Source organism: Lacrimispora indolis DSM 755, assembly GCF_000526995.1.
Taxonomy (GTDB): Bacteria; Bacillota; Clostridia; order Lachnospirales; family Lachnospiraceae; genus Lacrimispora; species Lacrimispora indolis.
In genome coordinates, this window is the sequence record NZ_AZUI01000001.1 from 5442047 (window position 1) to 5462149 (window position 20103).

Annotated in this window: 17 protein-coding genes; all 17 read right to left on the bottom strand. The window is 39.5% G+C overall.

What is annotated here, in order from left to right:
* Positions 1–102: 102 nt before the first annotated feature.
* Positions 103–858, bottom strand: coding sequence for a copper homeostasis protein CutC (locus K401_RS0126490; RefSeq protein WP_024295779.1), 756 nt, complete (start codon positions 856–858; stop codon positions 103–105).
* 114 nt (positions 859–972) lie between these two features.
* Positions 973–1677 (bottom strand): SIS domain-containing protein, encoded by a 705-nt coding sequence (locus K401_RS0126495; protein ID WP_024295780.1) that lies wholly within the window; start codon positions 1675–1677, stop codon positions 973–975.
* A gap of 84 nt (positions 1678–1761) precedes the next feature.
* The gene (locus tag K401_RS0126500; protein ID WP_024295781.1) at positions 1762–2583 is read right to left on the bottom strand and encodes a PTS system mannose/fructose/sorbose family transporter subunit IID; all 822 of its coding nucleotides are present in this window, start codon (positions 2581–2583) and stop codon (positions 1762–1764) included.
* Positions 2564–3367, bottom strand: a complete 804-nt coding sequence (locus tag K401_RS0126505; RefSeq protein WP_024295782.1) for a PTS mannose/fructose/sorbose/N-acetylgalactosamine transporter subunit IIC — start codon at positions 3365–3367, stop codon at positions 2564–2566. Before K401_RS0126505 ends, K401_RS0126500 begins: the two co-directional genes overlap by 20 nt.
* A gap of 2 nt (positions 3368–3369) precedes the next feature.
* Positions 3370–4278, bottom strand: coding sequence for a PTS sugar transporter subunit IIAB (locus K401_RS32085; protein ID WP_051153048.1), 909 nt, complete (start codon positions 4276–4278; stop codon positions 3370–3372).
* Positions 4279–4699: 421 nt separating this feature from the next.
* Positions 4700–5512, bottom strand: coding sequence for a MurR/RpiR family transcriptional regulator (locus K401_RS0126520; RefSeq protein ID WP_024295784.1), 813 nt, complete (start codon positions 5510–5512; stop codon positions 4700–4702).
* Positions 5485–5721 carry a hypothetical protein gene (locus K401_RS0126525; RefSeq protein WP_024295785.1) on the bottom strand — a complete coding sequence of 79 codons (237 nt, stop codon included), beginning with the start codon at positions 5719–5721 and terminating at the stop codon, positions 5485–5487. Before K401_RS0126525 ends, K401_RS0126520 begins: the two co-directional genes overlap by 28 nt.
* A 306-nt stretch (positions 5722–6027) precedes the next feature.
* A complete protein-coding gene (locus K401_RS0126530; RefSeq protein ID WP_024295786.1) occupies positions 6028–6873 on the bottom strand; it encodes a 2-oxoacid:ferredoxin oxidoreductase subunit beta in 846 nt (281 codons plus the stop codon).
* Positions 6874–8541 carry a 2-oxoacid:acceptor oxidoreductase subunit alpha gene (locus K401_RS0126535; protein ID WP_024295787.1) on the bottom strand — a complete coding sequence of 556 codons (1668 nt, stop codon included), beginning with the start codon at positions 8539–8541 and terminating at the stop codon, positions 6874–6876.
* A gap of 302 nt (positions 8542–8843) precedes the next feature.
* A complete protein-coding gene (locus K401_RS0126540) occupies positions 8844–10328 on the bottom strand; it encodes an SLC13 family permease (RefSeq protein WP_024295788.1) in 1485 nt (494 codons plus the stop codon).
* Positions 10329–10518: 190 nt separating this feature from the next.
* A complete protein-coding gene (locus tag K401_RS0126545; RefSeq protein ID WP_024295789.1) occupies positions 10519–13380 on the bottom strand; it encodes a molybdopterin-dependent oxidoreductase in 2862 nt (953 codons plus the stop codon).
* A gap of 273 nt (positions 13381–13653) precedes the next feature.
* Complete coding sequence (locus K401_RS0126550) at positions 13654–14535, bottom strand: FAD binding domain-containing protein (RefSeq protein WP_024295790.1); 882 nt, start codon at positions 14533–14535, stop codon at positions 13654–13656.
* A gap of 13 nt (positions 14536–14548) precedes the next feature.
* Entirely contained in the window at positions 14549–15655 is a 1107-nt protein-coding gene (locus K401_RS0126555; RefSeq protein ID WP_024295791.1) for a zinc-dependent alcohol dehydrogenase, read from the bottom strand.
* A gap of 85 nt (positions 15656–15740) precedes the next feature.
* Positions 15741–17621: a thiamine pyrophosphate-dependent enzyme gene (locus K401_RS0126560; RefSeq protein WP_024295792.1), complete on the bottom strand. Its 1881-nt coding sequence runs from the start codon at positions 17619–17621 to the stop codon at positions 15741–15743.
* 12 nt (positions 17622–17633) lie between these two features.
* Positions 17634–18248 (bottom strand): RpiB/LacA/LacB family sugar-phosphate isomerase, encoded by a 615-nt coding sequence (locus tag K401_RS0126565; RefSeq protein WP_024295793.1) that lies wholly within the window; start codon positions 18246–18248, stop codon positions 17634–17636.
* Positions 18249–18276: 28 nt separating this feature from the next.
* The gene (locus K401_RS0126570; RefSeq protein WP_024295794.1) at positions 18277–19218 is read right to left on the bottom strand and encodes a transketolase family protein; all 942 of its coding nucleotides are present in this window, start codon (positions 19216–19218) and stop codon (positions 18277–18279) included.
* Positions 19219–19220: 2 nt separating this feature from the next.
* On the bottom strand, positions 19221–20036 hold the full coding sequence (locus tag K401_RS0126575) for a transketolase (RefSeq protein WP_024295795.1): 816 nt from the start codon (positions 20034–20036) through the stop codon (positions 19221–19223).
* Positions 20037–20103 lie beyond the last annotated feature (67 nt).

Sequence of the window (20103 nt, forward strand, 5' to 3'; positions counted from 1 at the left end):
CAATTCCTTGTATTTAAAACCTTGATGACCACAGTATCTGTTTCCCCTTGGAAATAAGTTATATTTTGAAGAATTTTTTGTTGGAATTATATTTACACCACTTTATTTATTCTGAACATTTTTTAAAACTTGTACAGCCTGTATTACTTTTTCTTTTGATGTCTGCCAAAGGGCGTATTCATCTCTTTCAGGAAGCCCCATGCTTACTCCTGCTTTTCGATATGTCATGCTGCTTTCCACCACAGCTTTTCCAGACATATGATAAGAGGCGATTCCGGTAAGTGGAATTAATTTTTCGATTAATTCAGCATTAATCCCTCCTGCTGCCAGGATCTCAATTCTTCCTGCACTTTTCTCATTAAGCTCTTTTAACAGTTCTCTGCCATTCCACGCATTCCCACTCTGTCCGCCAGTCAAAATGGTTTTCATTTCTAAAGAAACTGCCTGTTCCATAGCTTCCATTGGATTTACGCAGGCATCAAATGCTCTGTGCAGTGCAGTGTCCATGTTTCCGGCTATTTTGATCAGTTCGAACATTCTTTCCTCATCCAGCTGTCCGTCTGGCCTTAAGATTCCGATTACCACACCGTCGGCTCCCAATTCATGATACATCTGTACTTCCTCTTTTAATTGTTCAAATTCATAATCATTATAGCAGTAATCACCGTACCTGGGACGCAGAAGGACACGGATTTTTACTTCCGTATATTTTCTTACCAGCTTAAACAATGCCTTTCCCGGAGTCACACCGCCTATTACCAGATTGCTGCAAAGTTCAATCCTGTCGGCTCCTGCTTTATCCGCATTTATTGCAGACTGCACACAATCTGCACATACTTCTAATACTGAATGTTTCATAATTACCTCTTCCTCTTTACGGAACCGCTTTTCCCTGTACTGCATCTTTTAAATCAAGCGGATCAAAGCCTTAAAGTGATTTTGGAATTCTCCATCACTTCTTCCTTCTTTGTTTTAAATATGCCAGATTTTATCTGCATATTTCTGTTCAATAGCATGATTGAACTCTCTTCCTCCGTCAATATTAGCGCTCTTATAAACCGGAGGCTCATACCCTTTAGACATCATATCCTGTATTGCTTCATAAATCATTTGCTGCAGCAGAAGGCACGTACTGAATGAAGAAGTTCCGCAGACTTTGTAATCCAGCCCTTCAACTTCCAAGGCGGCATCCCCAAATGCGGAATGGTTATCCAGAACCACATCTGCGAACTCATATAAAAGCTTACCGGAAGAATGTCTGGAAGTTGAACCTTTCGATACCTCCAGTGCAGTTACCACAATCAGCTTATTGCCTTTTTTCTTTATGTAATCAGCCATTTCTATTGCAAACGGGTTTCTGCCGGAGTTCGATATGAGTATGAAAATATCATTCTCTCCTATGTTCACCTGGCGCATTAAAAACGGTGCATTTCCTTCCACACTCTCATACATTCCTTCTGCCTTGTCACGGATAAGCTTGCTTGGAATCAAACCTCCGGCTCTTCCGCATACTTCAATTGCACCTGCATAGGAATGCCCGCTTCCAAATGCCTGCAGAATTCCTCCGTTTCTGATAGAATCTGAAACCAGAATGGCCGCCTCATGAATGTGCTTCTGTTCAGATGCCTCCAGTTGGTCCATAATTTTTCTTGATTTGTTAAAATACTCCATTCCCATAATATCTCTCCTTACTGTATTATTTAATTTTCTACCGCACCACAGAACATCCCTGCCGTCTGCCGGGAACGGTATACCGTCTGTTTATCCTAAAAATCCAATTGCAGCAAAAATGATGGATGCTGCCATAACAATCAAGATTGCCTTCGTAGAAGTCATCTTTTTCTTTCCAAGTAAAATATAGATTGTTGCTACAACCAGAACCGGAACAAGGCTTGGCATAATCTGATCTAAAATGTCCTGTCCTGCCAAAGTCACATCTCCAGATGTAAAAGTTGCTGTTACATCTGCTCTGACTACAGTTGGAATCAAAGCACCCACCACGGTAATTCCAAGCAGTGTTGCCGCACTTGTCAATGCATCCAGCTTGTTTTTTGCAGAGGCAATTAATTTTGTTCCTTCTCTGTAGCCAATTCCTACTGTGAAATAACGGAACGCCATAATTGCAATGTTAACCAATATCCAGATAACAACACCTGTCACATTCCCCTGCTGCCCCATATAAGCAGCTATAGAACCGCAAATCGTCGGTATCAGGACTCCAAATATGGTATCACCAACACCGGCAAAAGGCCCCATCAGACCTGTCTTAATACCACTTGCTGTTTCAACCCCATCTGAACTGCTGTTTTTTCCCTCTGCCTCTGTTGCAGCATCAATGCCCAGTATAAATCCGCCCATATGTGGAGTTGTGTTAAAAAACTGCACATGATTCCTCATTGCTGTTCTTAAGTCATCCTCTTTTTTATATAATTTACGCAAAACAGGAAGTATGGAATAAAGGTAACCTATTGCCATCATCTTTTCATAGTTCCATGTAATCTGTGATGCCATAATCCATCTTTTGCTTACTCTGTTTATATCCCGGCTTGTAATCTTTTCCTGATTAGTCTTCGTATTCTCCATCTAACAATCCCTCCTGAACAACACCCTGATTTACTGCAACAATGTTCTGGCTTTTCGCTGCCTCTTGTTTAAATGCGATGATTGCCAATGCCACTCCCATGATTGCCACTCCAACCATTGGCACATTCAAATAAGCTGCTGCAATGAAACCGATGAGCAGATAAGCAATATAGTCTTTGACAGGTAGATATCTTAGCAGGATTGCTATGCCCACTGCAGGAAGCAGCCCTCCGGCTACTGACAGACCGTTCATCAGCCATTCCGGCATATGCCCTGTAATGGTATTTACAAGATTCTGCCCGAAAATCAGCATCAGGAATACCGGAATGGCTCTGGAAAGCCCCCACGAAAGAGCTCCCAGCCATGTATTCTTTGCGATTCCTTTAAAGTCCATCCTTTCTATTGCTGCCTCCACTCTCTTGGAAAAGAACACATTGGAAAATCTTGCAAGGACGTCCAGCTGCACCATTAAGAGCCCTACAGGCACCGCAAGTCCCATACCAAACTCCATTCCCTTTCCTGACGTGATTGCAAATACGGTCCCAATCATCGCACCAGTTACATAATCAGGTATGGAAGCGCCGCCATATGTTCCTACCCCAAGGATCATTAACTGAAGAGTAGCCCCTACTGCCAGTCCTGTTCCCATGTCACCCATGACAATACCGGTGATCGTCCCAATTATAACCGGCTGATTTGCAAATATAGATGTAGATAAGCCTTCACAAATAAAAAAGAATGCTAACAATGTCAATACTATAATCTGCCACACTTGAATTTCCATTCTCAATACCTCCTCACTTCATTTATGAAAGACGTGAATTTTTTCTTATCGTCATTGGGAACCATCTGAGCATAGACTTGTACGCCGGATTTCTCAATATCCAGAATATCCTTAATTTCTTCTTTCGTGCAATATATTGATTTTGTAATTTGTTTCCGTCCGTCTTTCACTCCCATGTTCCCAATGTTTACTTCCTTTACTTTGATCCCTGCTTCAAGCAGTTCATGGATTGTTTCCGTCTTTCTCACAATGAGGAATACTCTCTGTCCTGTGTATGCACCTTTGTTCAGCTTCCTCGCCGCAGAAGCTACTGACAGGACACTTAGCCTGATACCTGACGGAACTGCTGCCTGCAGAGCCCTTTTGCTGATCTCATCGCTTAAGATATCGTTGTCCACTATCATAATTCTTGTGACACCAAGGGTACGTGTCCAAAAGGTTGCCACCTGGCCGTGAATCAGACGTTCATCCAGCCTGAAATTCACAATACCGTTATTTTCCACCGGCTCAGCAGATTCAGCAACTTTCTTTGTCTTTTTTTCCGCAGATACCCCTTCTCCGGTAATTATTTCTTTTGACTGTTCCATTGCACTCTCCAGCGTATCACCTATACTCAATGCAATCAGCATACCCAGACATAGTCCTGATACCAGCGCAACAGATGGATACTCATGTCTTATGGTAATTGCTGCGTTATAAGGCGTCCCTCCTTTTATGTCGGTAATAATTGCCTGGCACTGTTCTGATCCTTTTTCCACAAGAATCTTTCTGTAAGCATTCTCAACCGATTCTTTTGTCATTTCTTCTGTAAAAGTCACAACTGTAAACTGAGGTGCTGCTCCAGAGATCATTTCACAGCTCTTTTTACAAGCCTCAGCATATTCGCCATGTGAAGCAATAATATAATACATAGCCCTTCCTCCTAACGTTTTCACTCAACACATCACGACTCTTTCAATAAAAAACGAATCTCCTCTCAAAATAAACTTTGTAACAGGAACAAAACTTCCGGTCTTTGTGCTGGCAAAACCTGCCGCAATGGAAAACAAAATAAAATATATAGACCGAAACATTCTTTAAAAAACCAACAGGCTCCCCATAATTCTACGGCTTTTAATAACCCTCTAACATCTTTTACTCCTTTCATGGCTGATTTAATCAATTTATAATGCATAATAACCTGGTGTTTATTATAAATATAATCACTTTAAAAATCTTTAAATTTCGCTTTTTGGAAACTTTTTTAGCTATTTCACCTCATTTATCCGAACAAAATTTAGCTATTTCTAACAAAAAAACAGACTCTCACATGAAAGTCTGTCTTTTCTCAGCTTATCTTTCTTTCTCTTTTCTGATTTTTCTGTACACGTCTACGATCAGATCCACAACTACACGTTCAATAATCAGATGATTCTGCACATCTGTTGTTAAATGATATAAGACCGGATACGTGATACAAGGGTCATACGCGGCCTCTTTGTTGGAAGTAATCAACGCTATCCGTCCCTTAGTTTTTTTTATAAATAATTTAGATGAATTTAAAGCTTTCAGCCCATCCCTGTAAATATACTGTCCGGAATTAGAAAATATAATAATCAGAGTATTCTCGTCTGCCTGATTAATAAATTGTTCCTGCTTTATATCAAAGAGATTCGTTTTTATATATTTCCTCTCCTCTGCAATCATATACATAAAATCCATAGCAACCGTTTCCGAATAAACGGCTCCGAATGCAGCAACCTTTTCATATTCGTAAAGAGCCTCTGCCAGTTTTTGAATCTGCTCCATATTAATTCCGGACAGAAAATTCTTAATATCACCAGAAAGGATTTTTAAATATTGTTCAATTCCTTTTGCTTCTATAAACTGGTTCATCGACAACTTTTGTTCATTTCCAGTATATATGCTTCTCTTTTTCTCATTCCTGACATTATCCCTAAACTCTTTGTAATCTTCAAAACCAAGGCGCTTTATGAATTTAGAAAGTGTGGACTTGGAAATGTGGCATTTTGCCGCAACCTGGTCAATCGGCAAAAACTCAACCTCGTATATCATATCCAGCAAACGTTTCGCGATATGTGCATCTGTAGAACCAAACTCACAATCATTCAGTAAATTCAACAAACGATAAGCAACAATATACATCCATTATCCTCCCATACCTCAGTATACTTCTCTAAAATTTTATCAATATCGTCTTTATTCATTTTTTCCAGCAGTTCTTCAACTCTGCTCTCCTCTAAAGTTGCAATTTTCCGCCGGAATGATGGTTGATCCTGGTGGTACACCATCCTGCCGCTCTGCTCGTTTGCTCCTTCCCTCAGTCTGGATATATTTGAAAAGGCGGCCTCCATTTGACATCATCAAAAATAGTTGTCAATGGTTGTCACCGCCTGCTTGCAGCAATTCTAAATTTTTTGTTAATCCTAATTATATGCGGGATAATAAACTAACTGTCTCAATATTCCGGGTTTTAGCTGGGATCATTCTACCACATTCCATTCTTTTACGAAAGTACTATTTTTCATTAAAGACCATCTCAACTGGAGAATTCAGACTTTTATAAATACTTCTATCTGATAACCTCTGACGATATCAGATGGATTCAAATACCTTCCTGCAAAACCATCAGCTTCATTGCAGCAGCTGATTTTATATAATTATATAAAACTGTGAATCAGATTCTTGAGTACGCTTTCCTCTGTTTTTTGTTCTAACAGTGGCAGTCCGTCTTTTAAAAGCCTGTTTTTTCGGTGAAACTCCGTTTTTTCTTCCCGGTATAGGATACCGGTGGGGATTTTTTCGCTGACTTCCATTGACATTTTAATGGCTTCCAGCCGATCCGTCGGGTCATAATCGTCACCAAGAGGCGCCGCCATTTTTTTATAATAGGCAAAGGTATTGATTTTGTTGAAGCTGATGCAGGGCTGCAGGATATCCACAAACGCATACCCTGGATAAAGGATGGCCTCCTTCATGATGCTTACCAGCTGCTTTGAATCACCGCTGAAGCCTCTCGCAACAAATCCCGCTCCCGAAGCAATGGCCAGGAGTACCGGATTTAAGGGCGTATTTCTGTTGCCGTCGGTCTGAACTCCCGTAATGAGTCCTTCACCGCTGGTGGGTGATGCCTGCCCCTTGGTCAGTCCGTATATCTGATTGTCATGAACAAAATGTGCAATATTGACATTCCTTCTTATGTTGTGAATAAAGTGGTTGCCGCCTTCGCCATAAGAGTCCCCATCTCCGGAATTTACTATGACAGTGAGCTTTTCATTGGCTATTTTGGCAGCAACTGCAGCCGGGAGGGCCCTTCCGTGAAGCCCGCAGAAGCTGTTGGCACTTAAATACTGAGGTGTTTTTGCTGCCTGACCGATTCCTGCCACCATCAGCACTTCATTTGGTTTTATGCCCAGCTCCTCCAACGCCGTTTTCAGGCTGTTTAATATGGAGAAATTTCCGCACCCCGGACACCAGGCTGTTTCATAAGTTGTGAATTTATCCATCTACTTGGAACCTCCTTCCAACACATGCTTTGCAATTTCTTCTCCGGATATCTGTCTGCCGTCATATTTCAAAATGCTTTTATGGCATTCTATGCCTGTCTGCTCCCTTATGAGGGAGGCCAGCTGGCCTGTGGCATTCTGTTCCACGTTGATTAAAGTCCTGTTCTTTGCATAGGTTTTCAGTTTTTCCTGAGGAAGGGGATAAATATCTCCAAACACCAAAGCGCCATAGCTTCCATTCCCATTTTTATTTAACAAGGATACGGCTTCCCTGATGGGACCATAGGTAGAACCCCAGCCCAGGAGAAGGGTTTCGCACTGCTCTTCTCCCATAAACTCCGGCTCCAACAATTCCTGGATAAGGCCCTTTAATTTTCTCATCCTCTTATCCACCATTTGATTCCTGACTTCCGCTGATTCCGTTATCCAGCCTCTTTCATCATGCTCATCACTGTCAGCGGCCACAAGATGGCTGGTCAGCCCCGGAATAAGCCTGGGAGAGATGCCGTCTTCCGTTATCCTGTAACGCAGATACTCCCCTTCCGCTTCTCTGGCATGACTGATCAGTTCCAAGCCGGAGGTATCAAAGGGCTTTACGCAGGCTGTTGTATCTCCAAGATACTGGTCACTGAGCAGTATGACAGGAAGCTGGTATTTCTCCGCTAAGTTCAGCGCCCGGAAGGTCTGATAAAAAGCATCCTCATGATTTCTCAAAGCTATGACCAGCCTGGGAAATTCCCCCTGTGATGCAGAAATAACGAATTTTAAATCGCTTTGCTCTGTTCTTGTGGGGAGACCGGTCGCCGGGCCGGGCCTCTGCACATCAACGGCCACCAGCGGAATCTCCGCAATGCCGGAAAATCCCAGCGCTTCCACCTTTAAGCAGAAGCCGCCTCCGCTGGTCCCGGTCATGGCCCTTGCTCCTGCATAGGAAGCACCCAATGCCATATTGACTGCAGCGATCTCATCTTCCGCCTGCTCCACCACGATCCCCGCCTCATGACCCACGGAAGCCAGATATTCCAAAACAGCCGTGGAAGGAGACATAGGGTAAGCGGAATAAAACTTAAGCCCTCCGGCCACCGCTCCAAGTCCCAGGGCCTTGCTGCCTGAAATGAGCATATAATCTTTATATCCTCCATCCAGATGCTTAAATTTCGCTTCAACAGCCGTGTATCCTGCTTCAGCCGCTTTTACATTGACATCAAGGATCTCTTTCTTCATGACACCTGCCATGACGTCAACCGCATATGTAAATGGCTCGCCAAAGAGCTTCAATACCGCGCCCACTCCCACGCTGCCGGAGGCCTTCACATTCCCCAGTTCTTTCGCAGTTTTATTCATGGGAAGCTTAATGACCCTGGAATCCCCATCCGGATAAGCAAAGCTGCTGTCACATAATATAAATCCTTTGGCCGTCAGCTTATGCTTATGCAAATCAATGGTTTCCTCATTTAAGGCAACGATCCCATCTAAAACATCGCTGTGTGAGGTTATTTCCTCTGTCCCGAAACGAAGCAGGGAAAAATTGTGCCCGCCGCGCACGCGGGACATGAAATCTCTGGTGGTATAGATATAATAGCCGGAATGCTTCAGCAGCTTTTCCAGAATTGCAACCGTTGTGTCAATGCCCTGCCCGGCAGCGCCACCAATCAGAATATTATACATAGACTTTCCTCCTTTTGAATTTTGACTAATTATACCTTATTTTTGCATTATTTTCAACATTTCCCTTGCAATGCTTGAAACATTTGCATCAAATTTGTTAATTTTTTATTTATTACAGCAAAATATATTAAAATTCATAATTTAACAGACTGATCATCGGACCAACTGAAGGTAAAAAAACATCCCCACCTGAAAGTACAATGCTGTTAAAGCATTGATTCCGGTGAGGATGCTCCTATTTGATTTGAAATGGTTAAAATTAAGCATCAACCGACAGTTCCATGCTAAATATCATCAAAACATTAGTATAATCCTGTCATTAATCCAATACCAAGCATGCTTAAAGCTACTATTACACAAGAAGCAATAGACATAATTACTCCTATTTTTGCAAAATCTTTGATTGAAAAATAACCGGCCGAATATGCAATTACGTTTGTTGGAGTAGAAGTAATTAAAATAAATGCTTGAGAAGTTGCTAATGCTGCAGGGAATGCAATAGATAATGTAGGAACTCCAATAGTCATAGAAAGCTGTATAACAATTGGAATAACAATACTTGCAGATACTGTAGCACTTGAAAGAGCAATATTCATAAACGATATACTTAATACAACAATAAAAATCATCATAAAGGCGCCAAATTCACCTATGCTTCCTAATAAACCAAGAGCGATCCAGTTTGCAACTCCAGTGTTATAAAGTATCATACCAAGTGATATACCGGAAAGAACTAATATGATACTACTCCAGGAAATTTCTTTTTCAATTTCTTTGTATTTTGTTTTACTAACACCCGGGAAGAAAAAAAGCATTGTGGTAAAAATAACCGGCAATGAAATTGGAATTGAAACGCCTAATAATGCTGATACTTGAGGGGAAAATAGCCAAAGTAAAACTGTAATAACAAAAACAATTAGGGTTACTTTTTCATCACGACTGAACTTAGGTTGATTTTTTGCTTCTCTTTTAATTTCTTCATTTGTTTTTTTAAGATACTTAATTTCAGGTTTAAATACTAATAAAAGTAGACCCCATGCAACAGGAATATGTATTAATGAAATTGGAACTCCATATATCATCCAATCTAAGAATGTCATTTCAATTCCCGCCATATCTTTCATAAAACCAATTGCTAATGGATTTGGGCCATTTCCTGCAGGAGTTCCAAAGCCTCCTATTAAGCTACCCCATGCAACAGAAATGAGAAGAGCTTTACCAAAGTTACTTTCCATTGGCTTTACCCCTTCATCATCTAAAAGAGCTTTGGCCAAGGGCATAAGCATAGCAGCAACAGCCATATTTGAAATCCACATTGATAATAAAGCACCTACTGTTATAAAGCCTAATAAAACGTATTTTGTATTATTTCCGGTTATTGAAAGACAACTGATAACAATTCTTTTTCCAAGTCCTGATTTATTGATAAATGCACTGAGGATAAACACACCTATAAAAAACACAACAGTGTTATTTCCAAAACCTATTTGAACAATATTAGAAAAGGAATCAATTCCAGCCAATGCTAATAATACCATTGACAGTAAACCTGTAAAGTGAAAAGGTATTGCTTCTGTTATCCAAAGTATGAGAGAGAAAACTAAAATAGCCAGTGCTTTTTGTCCTTCAGCTGTTAACGGTGCATCCTTTATATCTGTAAAAGATGCCGGCAAGCTAATATTCATAATAAACATCAACACAATAATACTAATACCTATATAAATCCATCTTTTTAAATCTAAAGATAAACCATTTGATTTACCGGGTACGGTTTCCATTTTTTTCATTACCTATCTCCTTTTTTTACGTTTTTCTTCACAATATACAAAAAAAATGAAAGTTGTTTACTTGCCCATATATCGGTCCTTGTTGCAATCAAAATAGGAATAGATAAAGTTATTCATCCCTGATTTTTGTGCACCTTGACTTACCAATACGATTTGATAATACACCCCTAAAAATTTAAATACTAACTGATTATTGCTTTGACATTTCGTTTAATAGCTTTTCCGGGTTAGCCGGAAGTGAAGTTATACGCACTCCAACAGCATCATAAATTGCATTAATAATTGCCGGTATAGTTGGTAGTGGAGCCGGTTCTCCAATTCCTTTTGCTCCAAGGGGGCCAAAAGGATCTATCTCTTCCACTATGCTGGAGTGAAACATTGGAACATCCACACTGGTAGGCAGAATATACTTTGCAAAATCCTTATTTACAGGTATGCCTTCCGATAATTCAAAGTTTTCCATTATGGCTTGCCCAATACTTTGAACAGCACCTCCTTCAATTTGCCCTTCAATGCCTTGAGGATTTATTGCTCTTCCAACATCATGAGAAGCCCAAATACCAAGAACATGAACCTCTCCTGTAGATGAATCAACAGCAACCTCTGCAATCTGAGTTCCAAACACATATGCCTGCCAAGGCTTACCTTTACCATTTACAGGGTCTATGGCTTCATGATGAGCTGTAAATGTGCCTGAACCTAAAGGAACGATACCTCTAACCTTTTTACAAATATCTACAGCCTCTTTAAGTGAAAGATTATAATTGGAATGCCCTGGTACAAAAATTCTTCTGTTTTTCATACATATAGAGGTTGAATTAACATTCCAATATGCGGCAATCTCTCTGATGAATTTTCCTTTTACATCTCTGCAGGCGTTTAAAACTGCATTACCAATCATATAGGTTTGTCTGCTTGCTCCGGCATGAGCTGCTTCAGGAGCTCTTGCTGTATCATTGTCCCCAATGATAATATCATCAGGATACATTCCAAGTTCATCTGCTGCAATCTGTGTTAAAACTGTCAGAATACCTTCGCCAATCTCGGTAACACCGGTTAAAACTTTAGCAGTACCGCCATCATCAATTTCGACAAATGCACTGGCTCTATCAGCAGTTGCAGAACGTCCTATTGCATACCATGAAGTTCCGACACCACGGCCATATTTAAACCTTGATTTACAAAGTTCAAGTGCAGCCGGAGATTTAAACTCACTTCCCGGTATAAAGGGTTCTGCGACTTGATCACCTTTTAAATCTTTTCTCACTTGGCCTCTTATATTGGAAGGACCTGATTCCCATTTAGCCATTTGAGCACATTTTTTTAATGTTTGTGTATAACCTACCCTGCCTAATACTTGTTGAGTATGCGTTGAACTTCCATCCTTTAATCCGTTTAATAAGCGAAGTTCAATAGGATCAATTTCCAAACGCTGTGAACAAATATCAATGGTGGATTCAATTGCAAAAGTTGGCTGCAATACTCCAAAAGTTCTCATCGCACCGGAAGGAGTATTGTTTGTATAATAGCCTTTAGAAATAACCTTTACATGATCAATTTCATAAGGGCCTGCCCCTAACATGGCCGCTTTTGCGACAGTTCCTTTCGTTGAAAAGCAATATGCTCCTCCATCTGCTTTTATTTCAATTTCTATAGCTTGTATTTTGCCATTCTTTTTTAATCCAATTTTATGATGAATTAATACAGGATGGCGTTTCGCACTGCCAATCATGGAATCTTTTCTGGAAAAGACCAACTTCACAGGACGCTTTGTTTTAAGTGCGGCAAGAGCAAGAATTCCTTGATAAATCATGTCTTCTTTCCCGCCAAAACCTCCGCCTACAGGTGTCATAATAACCCTGATTTTGCTTATAGGCATATTTAAAATCTTTGCTAAAAGCATACGGTGCTGCGTAATATCCTGATCACATGATTTTACAACCAATACACCATCGGGATCTAAATATGCAAGGCCTGCTTCCGTTTCAAGATAGGCATGATCAACACATTGAGTTGAATAATCTTGTTCTATAATTATATCACTATTGCTAAAACCGCTTTCAACATCTCCTTTTATAACAGATGTTGTGCTAACCATGTTATTGGGATGATCATTATGAATTACTGATTTACAATTAATCGCCTCTTCAATGCCGGAAACTATGGGAAGTTTACTATATACAATTTCAATTAGTTTTTCAGCTTCTTCAGCTTCTTCTAAAGTTTCTGCAACAATAGCTGCAACCGGTTCGCCATAAAAACGAATTTTACTCTTTGCCAAAACAGGTTGATCATGATAGTAAACTCCGAATCCATCCTCCCCTGGTACATCCTCACTGGTAATAACAGCTTCAATACCGGGCATTTTTAATGCCTTTTCGTAATCAATACTTAAAATATCAGCATGAACTTCTTTGCTTCTGACAAGATGTATATGAAGCATTCTGGGCATCTTCATATCAGCTGCATATTCAAGAGCACCTGTAACTTTACCTTTCGCATCAACTCTTTCTGTACAAGAGCCGATTATCTTGTCGGTATCAGTAACAATTGGTTCTAAACAATCGACGCTTTTTTCATTATTTAATATATCCCTGGCCAATTCTATAGCATCCATTATTTTAGCATAACCTGTACATCTGCAAATATTTCCACTAAGGCTTCTTCTGATTTCATTTCTATCCGGATTTTTATTCTTTTTTAATAAAGATGTTGCTGCCATGATCATACCCGGAGTACAATAACCACATTGAACAGCTCCAACTTTCATGAAAGACTTTTGAATAATGCTTAATCCTTCGAGACCAATGCCTTCTATGGTTAGAATTTCACAGTTATTAGCTTTGATAACCGGTATCAGGCAGCTTTTTTTTAGTACTCCATCAAGTAAAACGGAACATGTTCCGCATTCTCCTGCATTGCAACCTTTTTTTGTCCCGATTAAATGAAATTCTTCTCTTAAAAAATCTGCAAGTCTCATGGACGGAGCAACATATTTACAAACTTTTCTTCCATTTACTTTCATTTCAATCTTTTCAAGTTGTGAATTCATAATCCTCCTCTCTTTATCATTTGAAAATTATATTTAATTTCAAATGATTGATTGTAAAATCGAAATAGACAACCAAATAAAAAAATCCACAGTAATTTTCCATGATGGTAGTATAGAGTTACGACACAACATCTGCCGAAGGAAAATTACTGTGGGCGCACCCAATTATATATAAAAAACGTAGAACGCAAGTGAGGAGCACTTAACTTTTACGGAACGAGGGCAGATACAAGCTCTAAAACGGCTGAAATATTGCAATTTACATTTACTTTTTTATTTCAGTACAATATTAATTTCAGCAAGTGATTCATAAAGACCATCTGGCAAAAAATTTCTAATAACCGTTTTTCTATACTCTCTTCTGCTTCGAGACTGAACAATATCAGATGGAATATATTTAACAATTTCATGAATAATTTCCTTTGAAATAAGGTTACCTTTTAAATTGTCTTCAATCTCTTTTAACCTTGCAGGAAGCGGACCAACTCCTCCAAACGCAATTCTCACATCTTCAAAATATCTACCTGTTTTATCAGCTTTTACTAAAAAAGCAGAATTCACAGCAGAAATGCATAAAGAACGCCTAAGCCCTACTTTTTTAAATGCACATCCATAATCTTTTAATATAGGACATGAAACTGAGTGGATAATTTCACCTTTAAATAATGCGGTTTTACCAACTCCCTTAATAAAATCAGCGATTGGTATATCTCTTTTGCAGATGCCTTGCTCATTCTTCATAATAGTATGAATGATTGCATCCATCGCTAATAAAGGCGGAAGCATATCTCCGGTAGGAGATGCATTGGCTAGGTTTCCTCCAACGGTTGCCATTTCTCGTATTTGCTGTTCAGCAAACCAGATAGCTGCATGCTTCATCAAAGGCACATGGTCAGTCAACCTGGGATCTTCTAAAAACTGTTGAATCCTGGTATTAGAACCAAATGTTATAAAATCATCTCTGGATTCTATAATAGAAAAATCTCCAATGCTGCTTATATCGACAGCAAATTTGGGATTACTAAAAACATTTTTTTCTTTTGCAAAAAGGTCTGTTCCTCCGGAAATAATATCAAAAGAATCATCATTACTTTCAATTATACTGAAAAGTTCTTCCTTTGATTTGGGCATATAATAGTCTTTGTATTGAAGCATGCAACTTTTTCTCCTATCCCGGTATCTTCACAACAACTTTGATAGCGTCATCAATTCTTTCTTTTGAATATTTCAGCGCTGTAAGCAAATCATTAAAACCAAATGTATGAGTATGGATTAGAGAAGCATCAAAATATTTTTCACTGATTAATGAAGCAGCTCTGTGAACAGCACTCTTACCTTCACCTCTAATACCAAACATAGAAATATTATTGCGAACTAAAGCTGCGACATCAACTTCAACAGGCTTTGACGGGAAAGCGGCTAAACAGATTTTTCCACCTCTTTTGAGCATCTTGGCAGCATCATTGATAGCACTTGCAGCTCCAGAGCATTCCAGTACATAGTGAACACCTTCACCGTTCGTAATCGTTTTAACTGCTTCAACTACATCTTCATTTCTGACATTTACCGTATAATCTGCACCAAGTTTTTTTCCAAGTTCAAGTCTGCTATCTCTTGTACCCGTCAAAATAACCGGACTCGCGCCTAAAGTTTTAGCAACCGCTACTCCCATTAAACCGATAGGACCCGGACCTGTTACAACCAGCGACTGACCTGCAAATAAACCGCCAAGTGCATCTAAGCCATACATAGCGGTTCCGGCTGTTACAATCAGTGTTGCTTCTTCATCTGTAACATTGTCTCCGACATGACATAAAGTATTAACATTGTTAATAGCATATTCAGCAAAGGCGCCGTCTGTTGTAAAGCCGTTAGCTCTGTGACCTTTGTCATTTCCTTCGTAATTTTTGCCATAGTTTAAGCAGGAGGTATACATACCTTCACGGCAACGTTCACATCTTCCGCATCCGGCATGAATCTCCACGGCTACTCTATCACCGACTTTATACTCATCAACGCCTTGTCCTAACTTTACGATAGTACCCATGTATTCATGACCCGGTGTAAACCCTTTATTGAAAGGTAAACCACCTTGAATCAAAGCAGGTGAACCACGTTCGATAATCTCTAAGTCAGTTGCACAGATCGCTACTGCATCAACTCTTACAAGTACTTCTGCTTTTCCGGGTTGCGGAACTGTTTTTTCTGTTAGTGTAAGCTCACCGGGGTTTCCCAAAACCCACGCTTTCATCTTCTCGGGGATTTCATACTTCATAAAAATATCTCCTTTTTAATGTTATATTTTACCTGTAGCAATTTGCATCTGCTACTAATAATTTAAACGGATCTACTATGTTGTTTTAAAAGCCAATTTCATGCTTCAGTTTCTGAACCCTTTCGCACCAATTGCCAACATTCCAATCTCCGAAAGCACCAAGACCGGACAATTCATCACTTCCGTAATATACAGGAACATGGATCAGGGACAGTCCATCATACTCATATGCCTGCTTTAAAGCTTTTTCTAATTCTTCTATGGTTTCTCCGCCATAGAAACCTTTCACACCTTTTACAGACTCTGCCATTTGTACGTAGTCAACAACCACTGCATCATCGGTTTTATATTCTTTGTCATACTGAGAGTATTGAAGACTGGTGATAGCGCCCATACGGCGGTTATCAAACAGGACAATCATACCTTTTAATTTATGTTGAACTGCATCAATTAAAATTTGAGGATTCATCATAAAGCTGCCGTCACCTGTAAAGGCCATAGGATATTCATTCTTCCCGGACAATGCAAAAGCAAGCATGGAAGAAACTGCAAAACCCATATAAGATGCACCGGTTTCTGTTATCGTTTGTCCGGGTTTTTCATCAGTCACAATTTGGAAACCATTTGCCTGAACATCACCTGCATCAAATATTTTAATGCATCCATACACATCAGCAAAATCTACTGCTTTTTTTATTGCAGCCGGTTCTGTTAGAATAGTTTTTTTCCATTTTTCATCTTCTAAAACAGGATTATCATATCTTAATTGTTTAAAAGAATCCCACTCGTTCCGTTTATTTATGCACTCTTTTAACCACTCAGGGTCAGATGATTTACTTTTGGCATTTTTTACCAGATCTATTAATTTCAGGATAACTTCCTGTGCATCTCCTTGTAAACGCACACTATTGTTATACTGACCCAAGTCATCATAATCACAATTAATATTAATGATTTTCCTTGCCTTTCGATAAGCAGTTCCGGAACTATCCCATTGACAAACGCCTCTTGCTCCAATGACAATCATTAAGTCACATTCATTCATAGCATAATTTCCGCAAATTGATCCTTTAGAACCGCCAACACCCATATTGCGCAATTTTGAATATGGATATAAGCCCGGGACCTGAGGGCCATGTACATATGCGGCATCGATGAGGTCTAAAAATTCCTCTAATACTTCAGGAGATACATTTGCAGCTCCGCCTCCGGTTTTAACTGTGATTCTGGTTGAATTACAGATAGACTCCAGTGCGTCATTAAAAAGATTTAAATCTGTACTTATGATTTTTGACTCCTGTGATCTTTGAGGAAACTCAAGCAAATTGCAGTCTTTCATCAATTTTGGTTGAATATTCATTGGAAGCAACATATAAAACGGTGATTGTTTTACACCCCCATTGACGGTAGCATCACCTCTTTTTAAAGCTGTAAAAACAGCTTCCGGGGTATGTAATGAATATGCAGATCCTAGTGTTGAAAAAAGACGAAGAAAAAGCTCTTGTTCTCTTTTCGGGATTTGCTGCATATTCGGTCCTTCACTATGACTTGTTTCATCTCCCATAAGATAATATACGCCAAGGCCATTGGACAATGAAACTAAGGATCCGGCTACTGCTTGTAACGCTCCTGGTCCAATAGAAGTAAAAACTGCCGAAACTTCATTATACTTCCATCGAAGCATCGATGCCACATGAGATGCTTCTACTTCATTGCGGACATTTACTGTCCTGATAGCATTTTCTTCTTCGTATATACGCAGTATTTCTCCTACATCTGTCATTCCATGACCAAAAATACCTATAAAAGTTCTGACACCTTGATTTAATAAGCCTAAAACAACAGCTTCACTGAGACTGATATCCTGAAATTGTTTTAAGCTGCCTGCTTCTACAGCTTTTTGTAAGGTGCCATAAGTTTTAATCTCTTTCGCACGTTTTCTTCTTTGTTCAATTATTTCATTCATACTTAAACCTCATTAATCCTCAATATATTTTTGTAATAGAGTTTGTGTTTTTTTATCTAAGACACTGATAAAACCAGGGAAACAGGCAACTGCTTTTACAATTTCATATGGCATATCATCAAGTATTTCAAGAAAAGGTCTATGGGCAATTTGAGAAATACGTGAAAGAGTCTGTCTTGACTTTTGCTGTGATTCTTTTCTGGTTTCAGGATAGCCGCATCCACTTTCAACGCTGAAAATCCGATCAAAGATAAAACGAAGATTTACATCTGCCGCCCAGCCATAACCTTGATTTAAGGGTAAAGAAATACAATTTCCTCCATTGATTTGTGTGAACAGCCAGGCGTCTAAAGAAGTAGAAATCAGTCCGCAAAATACTCCCGGATACTGCATCGCAGCATTTAAATATCCTTGTCCTGTCCCACAGCCTCCAACAACAAAATCAACTGAGTCAGAGTTTAATAACATCGCTGTCATTAACCCTGTATGTATATATGTCAGTTCCGGCAATTCTGGATTTCCGGTCATACCTAAATTTAAAACTTCATGTCCCCGGCCTTCTAATGCCTTAATAATATCACTGTTTTTTTGTTGAGCGCTTACTTCATTGATTACTGCGATACGCATAAATACCTCCTTATTATTCTTGATAGTTTTAATCGGTATTTTTAATTAATTCTTCTGTTCTGTCTGCAATATCCTGAACATTCATTTTCAGTTTACTAAATATGGCTTCATCATCACCTGACTCAAGAAAAATATCCGGAAAACCAATTCTAAGCAGAGGACAACAATGTTTTTCTGTTAATACTTCCGCAACAGCACCGCCAAGACCGCCAATTCTGCTATGATTTTCAACAGTTATAATTCTTCCGCATTCTCTGGCTGCTTTAATAATTATTTCTTCATCCAACGGTTTTATTGTTCCCATATGAATCACACGAACATTAATTCCTTTTTTCCGCAGCAGCTTACCGGCTTCTAATGCTTTTGGACTCATCATCCCGGTTGAAATAATTGCAGCATCCTTTCCATCCATGAGCTCAACACCTTTTCCTAATTCCATCTTATAAGACTCCGGAAAGATAGTAGGAACAGGACATCTGACAGTTCTTAAATAGACCGGTCCCGGTGTTTCAAGTGCTAAGCGGACAGCAGCTGCAGTTTCAATCGCATCACTTGGATTTAATATTGTCATATTTGGCATGGCTCTCATAAGTGCCATATCAGCTACAGATGAGTGTGTCGCTCCGGCTCTGCCCGTCGGAAGGCCGACATAAGCAGCATTAATTTTAACGTTTAATTTTGTATATGCAACCGAAACACGAATTTGATCAGCCGCACGTTTTGCTAAAAAGACAGCAAAAGCAGAAACAAAAGGGATACAGCCAACAGACGCCATTCCGGCTGCCATTCCAACCATATTTGCCTCCGCAATTCCACATTGGATAAATCTTTGTGGATATTGTTCTCTAAAAAGATGTGTTTGTGTTGAAGGACATACATCCGCATCTAATACATGAAGCATAGGATATTCATCAGCGAGGTCTACTAAAGCTTTTCCAAAAGCCACTCTTGGTGCAACCATATTATTCATACTTATCTCTCCAATTCTTTCATAGCCAAGGCATATTCCTCTTTATTAGGAGCCTTGCCATGCCAATGGTAATCATTTTCCATAAATGAAACGCCTTTACCTTTGACAGTCTTTGCTAAAATCATAACAGGTCCTTCATTTGATAAGTTTTTAGCATGTTCAAGTGTTGATACAAGCTCTGTCATAGAGTGTCCGTCACATTCTAAAACAGTCCAGTCAAATGCTTCCCATTTTTTCTTTAAGGAACCCAGTGAGAGAGTTTTATTTACTTCTCCCGATAATTGAACACCGTTATAATCGGTAATACCAATCAGACCTTTTGTTTTATTTGCCCCTGCATACATAGCAGCTTCCCACACTTGACCTTCTTGAGATTCTCCATCGCCAAGGAGTGTATATACATAAAAATCTAAATTTTTTGCATCTCTGCCGGTACACATACCTATACCTAAGGATAAGCCTTGACCTAAAGATCCGGATGAAATATCAACCCCCGGTGTTTTGTGCATATCCGGATGTCCTTGGAGAATAGTTCCTTCTTGATCAAAAGTCAAAAGCACTTCCAATGGAAAGAAACCTCTCTTAGCCAATGTACAATAATATCCGGGTGTTGAGTGTCCTTTGGAAAGGATAAAACGATCTCTGTTTTCCATTCTCGGATTGCTTGTATCTATATTCATTATACGAAAAAATAAGGCAGTCAGAATATCGGCTTCGGATAAAGAGCCTCCGGTATGACCGCATCCTGCATTAAAAATTGTCTTTAATATGTGACGTCTGATATCAATAGCCGTAGCTTCAAGATCAGGAATACTCATTTTATTCATAATTTTACTCCTAGCCTATTTAAGACTTATCATTATAATCGGTTTATGTTGCGACTAT

What these genes read in the sequence shown, in the direction of transcription:
- K401_RS0126490 (WP_024295779.1), bottom strand. Translation starts at nt 858, where the DNA reads ATGAAACATTCAGTATTAGAAGTATGTGCAGATTGTGTGCAGTCTGCA.
- K401_RS0126495 (WP_024295780.1), bottom strand. Translation starts at nt 1,677, where the DNA reads ATGGGAATGGAGTATTTTAACAAATCAAGAAAAATTATGGACCAACTG.
- K401_RS0126500 (WP_024295781.1), bottom strand. Translation starts at nt 2,583, where the DNA reads ATGGAGAATACGAAGACTAATCAGGAAAAGATTACAAGCCGGGATATA.
- K401_RS0126505 (WP_024295782.1), bottom strand. Translation starts at nt 3,367, where the DNA reads ATGGAAATTCAAGTGTGGCAGATTATAGTATTGACATTGTTAGCATTC.
- K401_RS32085 (WP_051153048.1), bottom strand. Translation starts at nt 4,278, where the DNA reads ATGTATTATATTATTGCTTCACATGGCGAATATGCTGAGGCTTGTAAA.
- K401_RS0126520 (WP_024295784.1), bottom strand. Translation starts at nt 5,512, where the DNA reads ATGTATATTGTTGCTTATCGTTTGTTGAATTTACTGAATGATTGTGAG.
- K401_RS0126525 (WP_024295785.1), bottom strand. Translation starts at nt 5,721, where the DNA reads ATGGAGGCCGCCTTTTCAAATATATCCAGACTGAGGGAAGGAGCAAAC.
- K401_RS0126530 (WP_024295786.1), bottom strand. Translation starts at nt 6,873, where the DNA reads ATGGATAAATTCACAACTTATGAAACAGCCTGGTGTCCGGGGTGCGGA.
- K401_RS0126535 (WP_024295787.1), bottom strand. Translation starts at nt 8,541, where the DNA reads ATGTATAATATTCTGATTGGTGGCGCTGCCGGGCAGGGCATTGACACA.
- K401_RS0126540 (WP_024295788.1), bottom strand. Translation starts at nt 10,328, where the DNA reads ATGAAAAAAATGGAAACCGTACCCGGTAAATCAAATGGTTTATCTTTA.
- K401_RS0126545 (WP_024295789.1), bottom strand. Translation starts at nt 13,380, where the DNA reads ATGAATTCACAACTTGAAAAGATTGAAATGAAAGTAAATGGAAGAAAA.
- K401_RS0126550 (WP_024295790.1), bottom strand. Translation starts at nt 14,535, where the DNA reads ATGCTTCAATACAAAGACTATTATATGCCCAAATCAAAGGAAGAACTT.
- K401_RS0126555 (WP_024295791.1), bottom strand. Translation starts at nt 15,655, where the DNA reads ATGAAGTATGAAATCCCCGAGAAGATGAAAGCGTGGGTTTTGGGAAAC.
- K401_RS0126560 (WP_024295792.1), bottom strand. Translation starts at nt 17,621, where the DNA reads ATGAATGAAATAATTGAACAAAGAAGAAAACGTGCGAAAGAGATTAAA.
- K401_RS0126565 (WP_024295793.1), bottom strand. Translation starts at nt 18,248, where the DNA reads ATGCGTATCGCAGTAATCAATGAAGTAAGCGCTCAACAAAAAAACAGT.
- K401_RS0126570 (WP_024295794.1), bottom strand. Translation starts at nt 19,218, where the DNA reads ATGAATAATATGGTTGCACCAAGAGTGGCTTTTGGAAAAGCTTTAGTA.
- K401_RS0126575 (WP_024295795.1), bottom strand. Translation starts at nt 20,036, where the DNA reads ATGAGTATTCCTGATCTTGAAGCTACGGCTATTGATATCAGACGTCAC.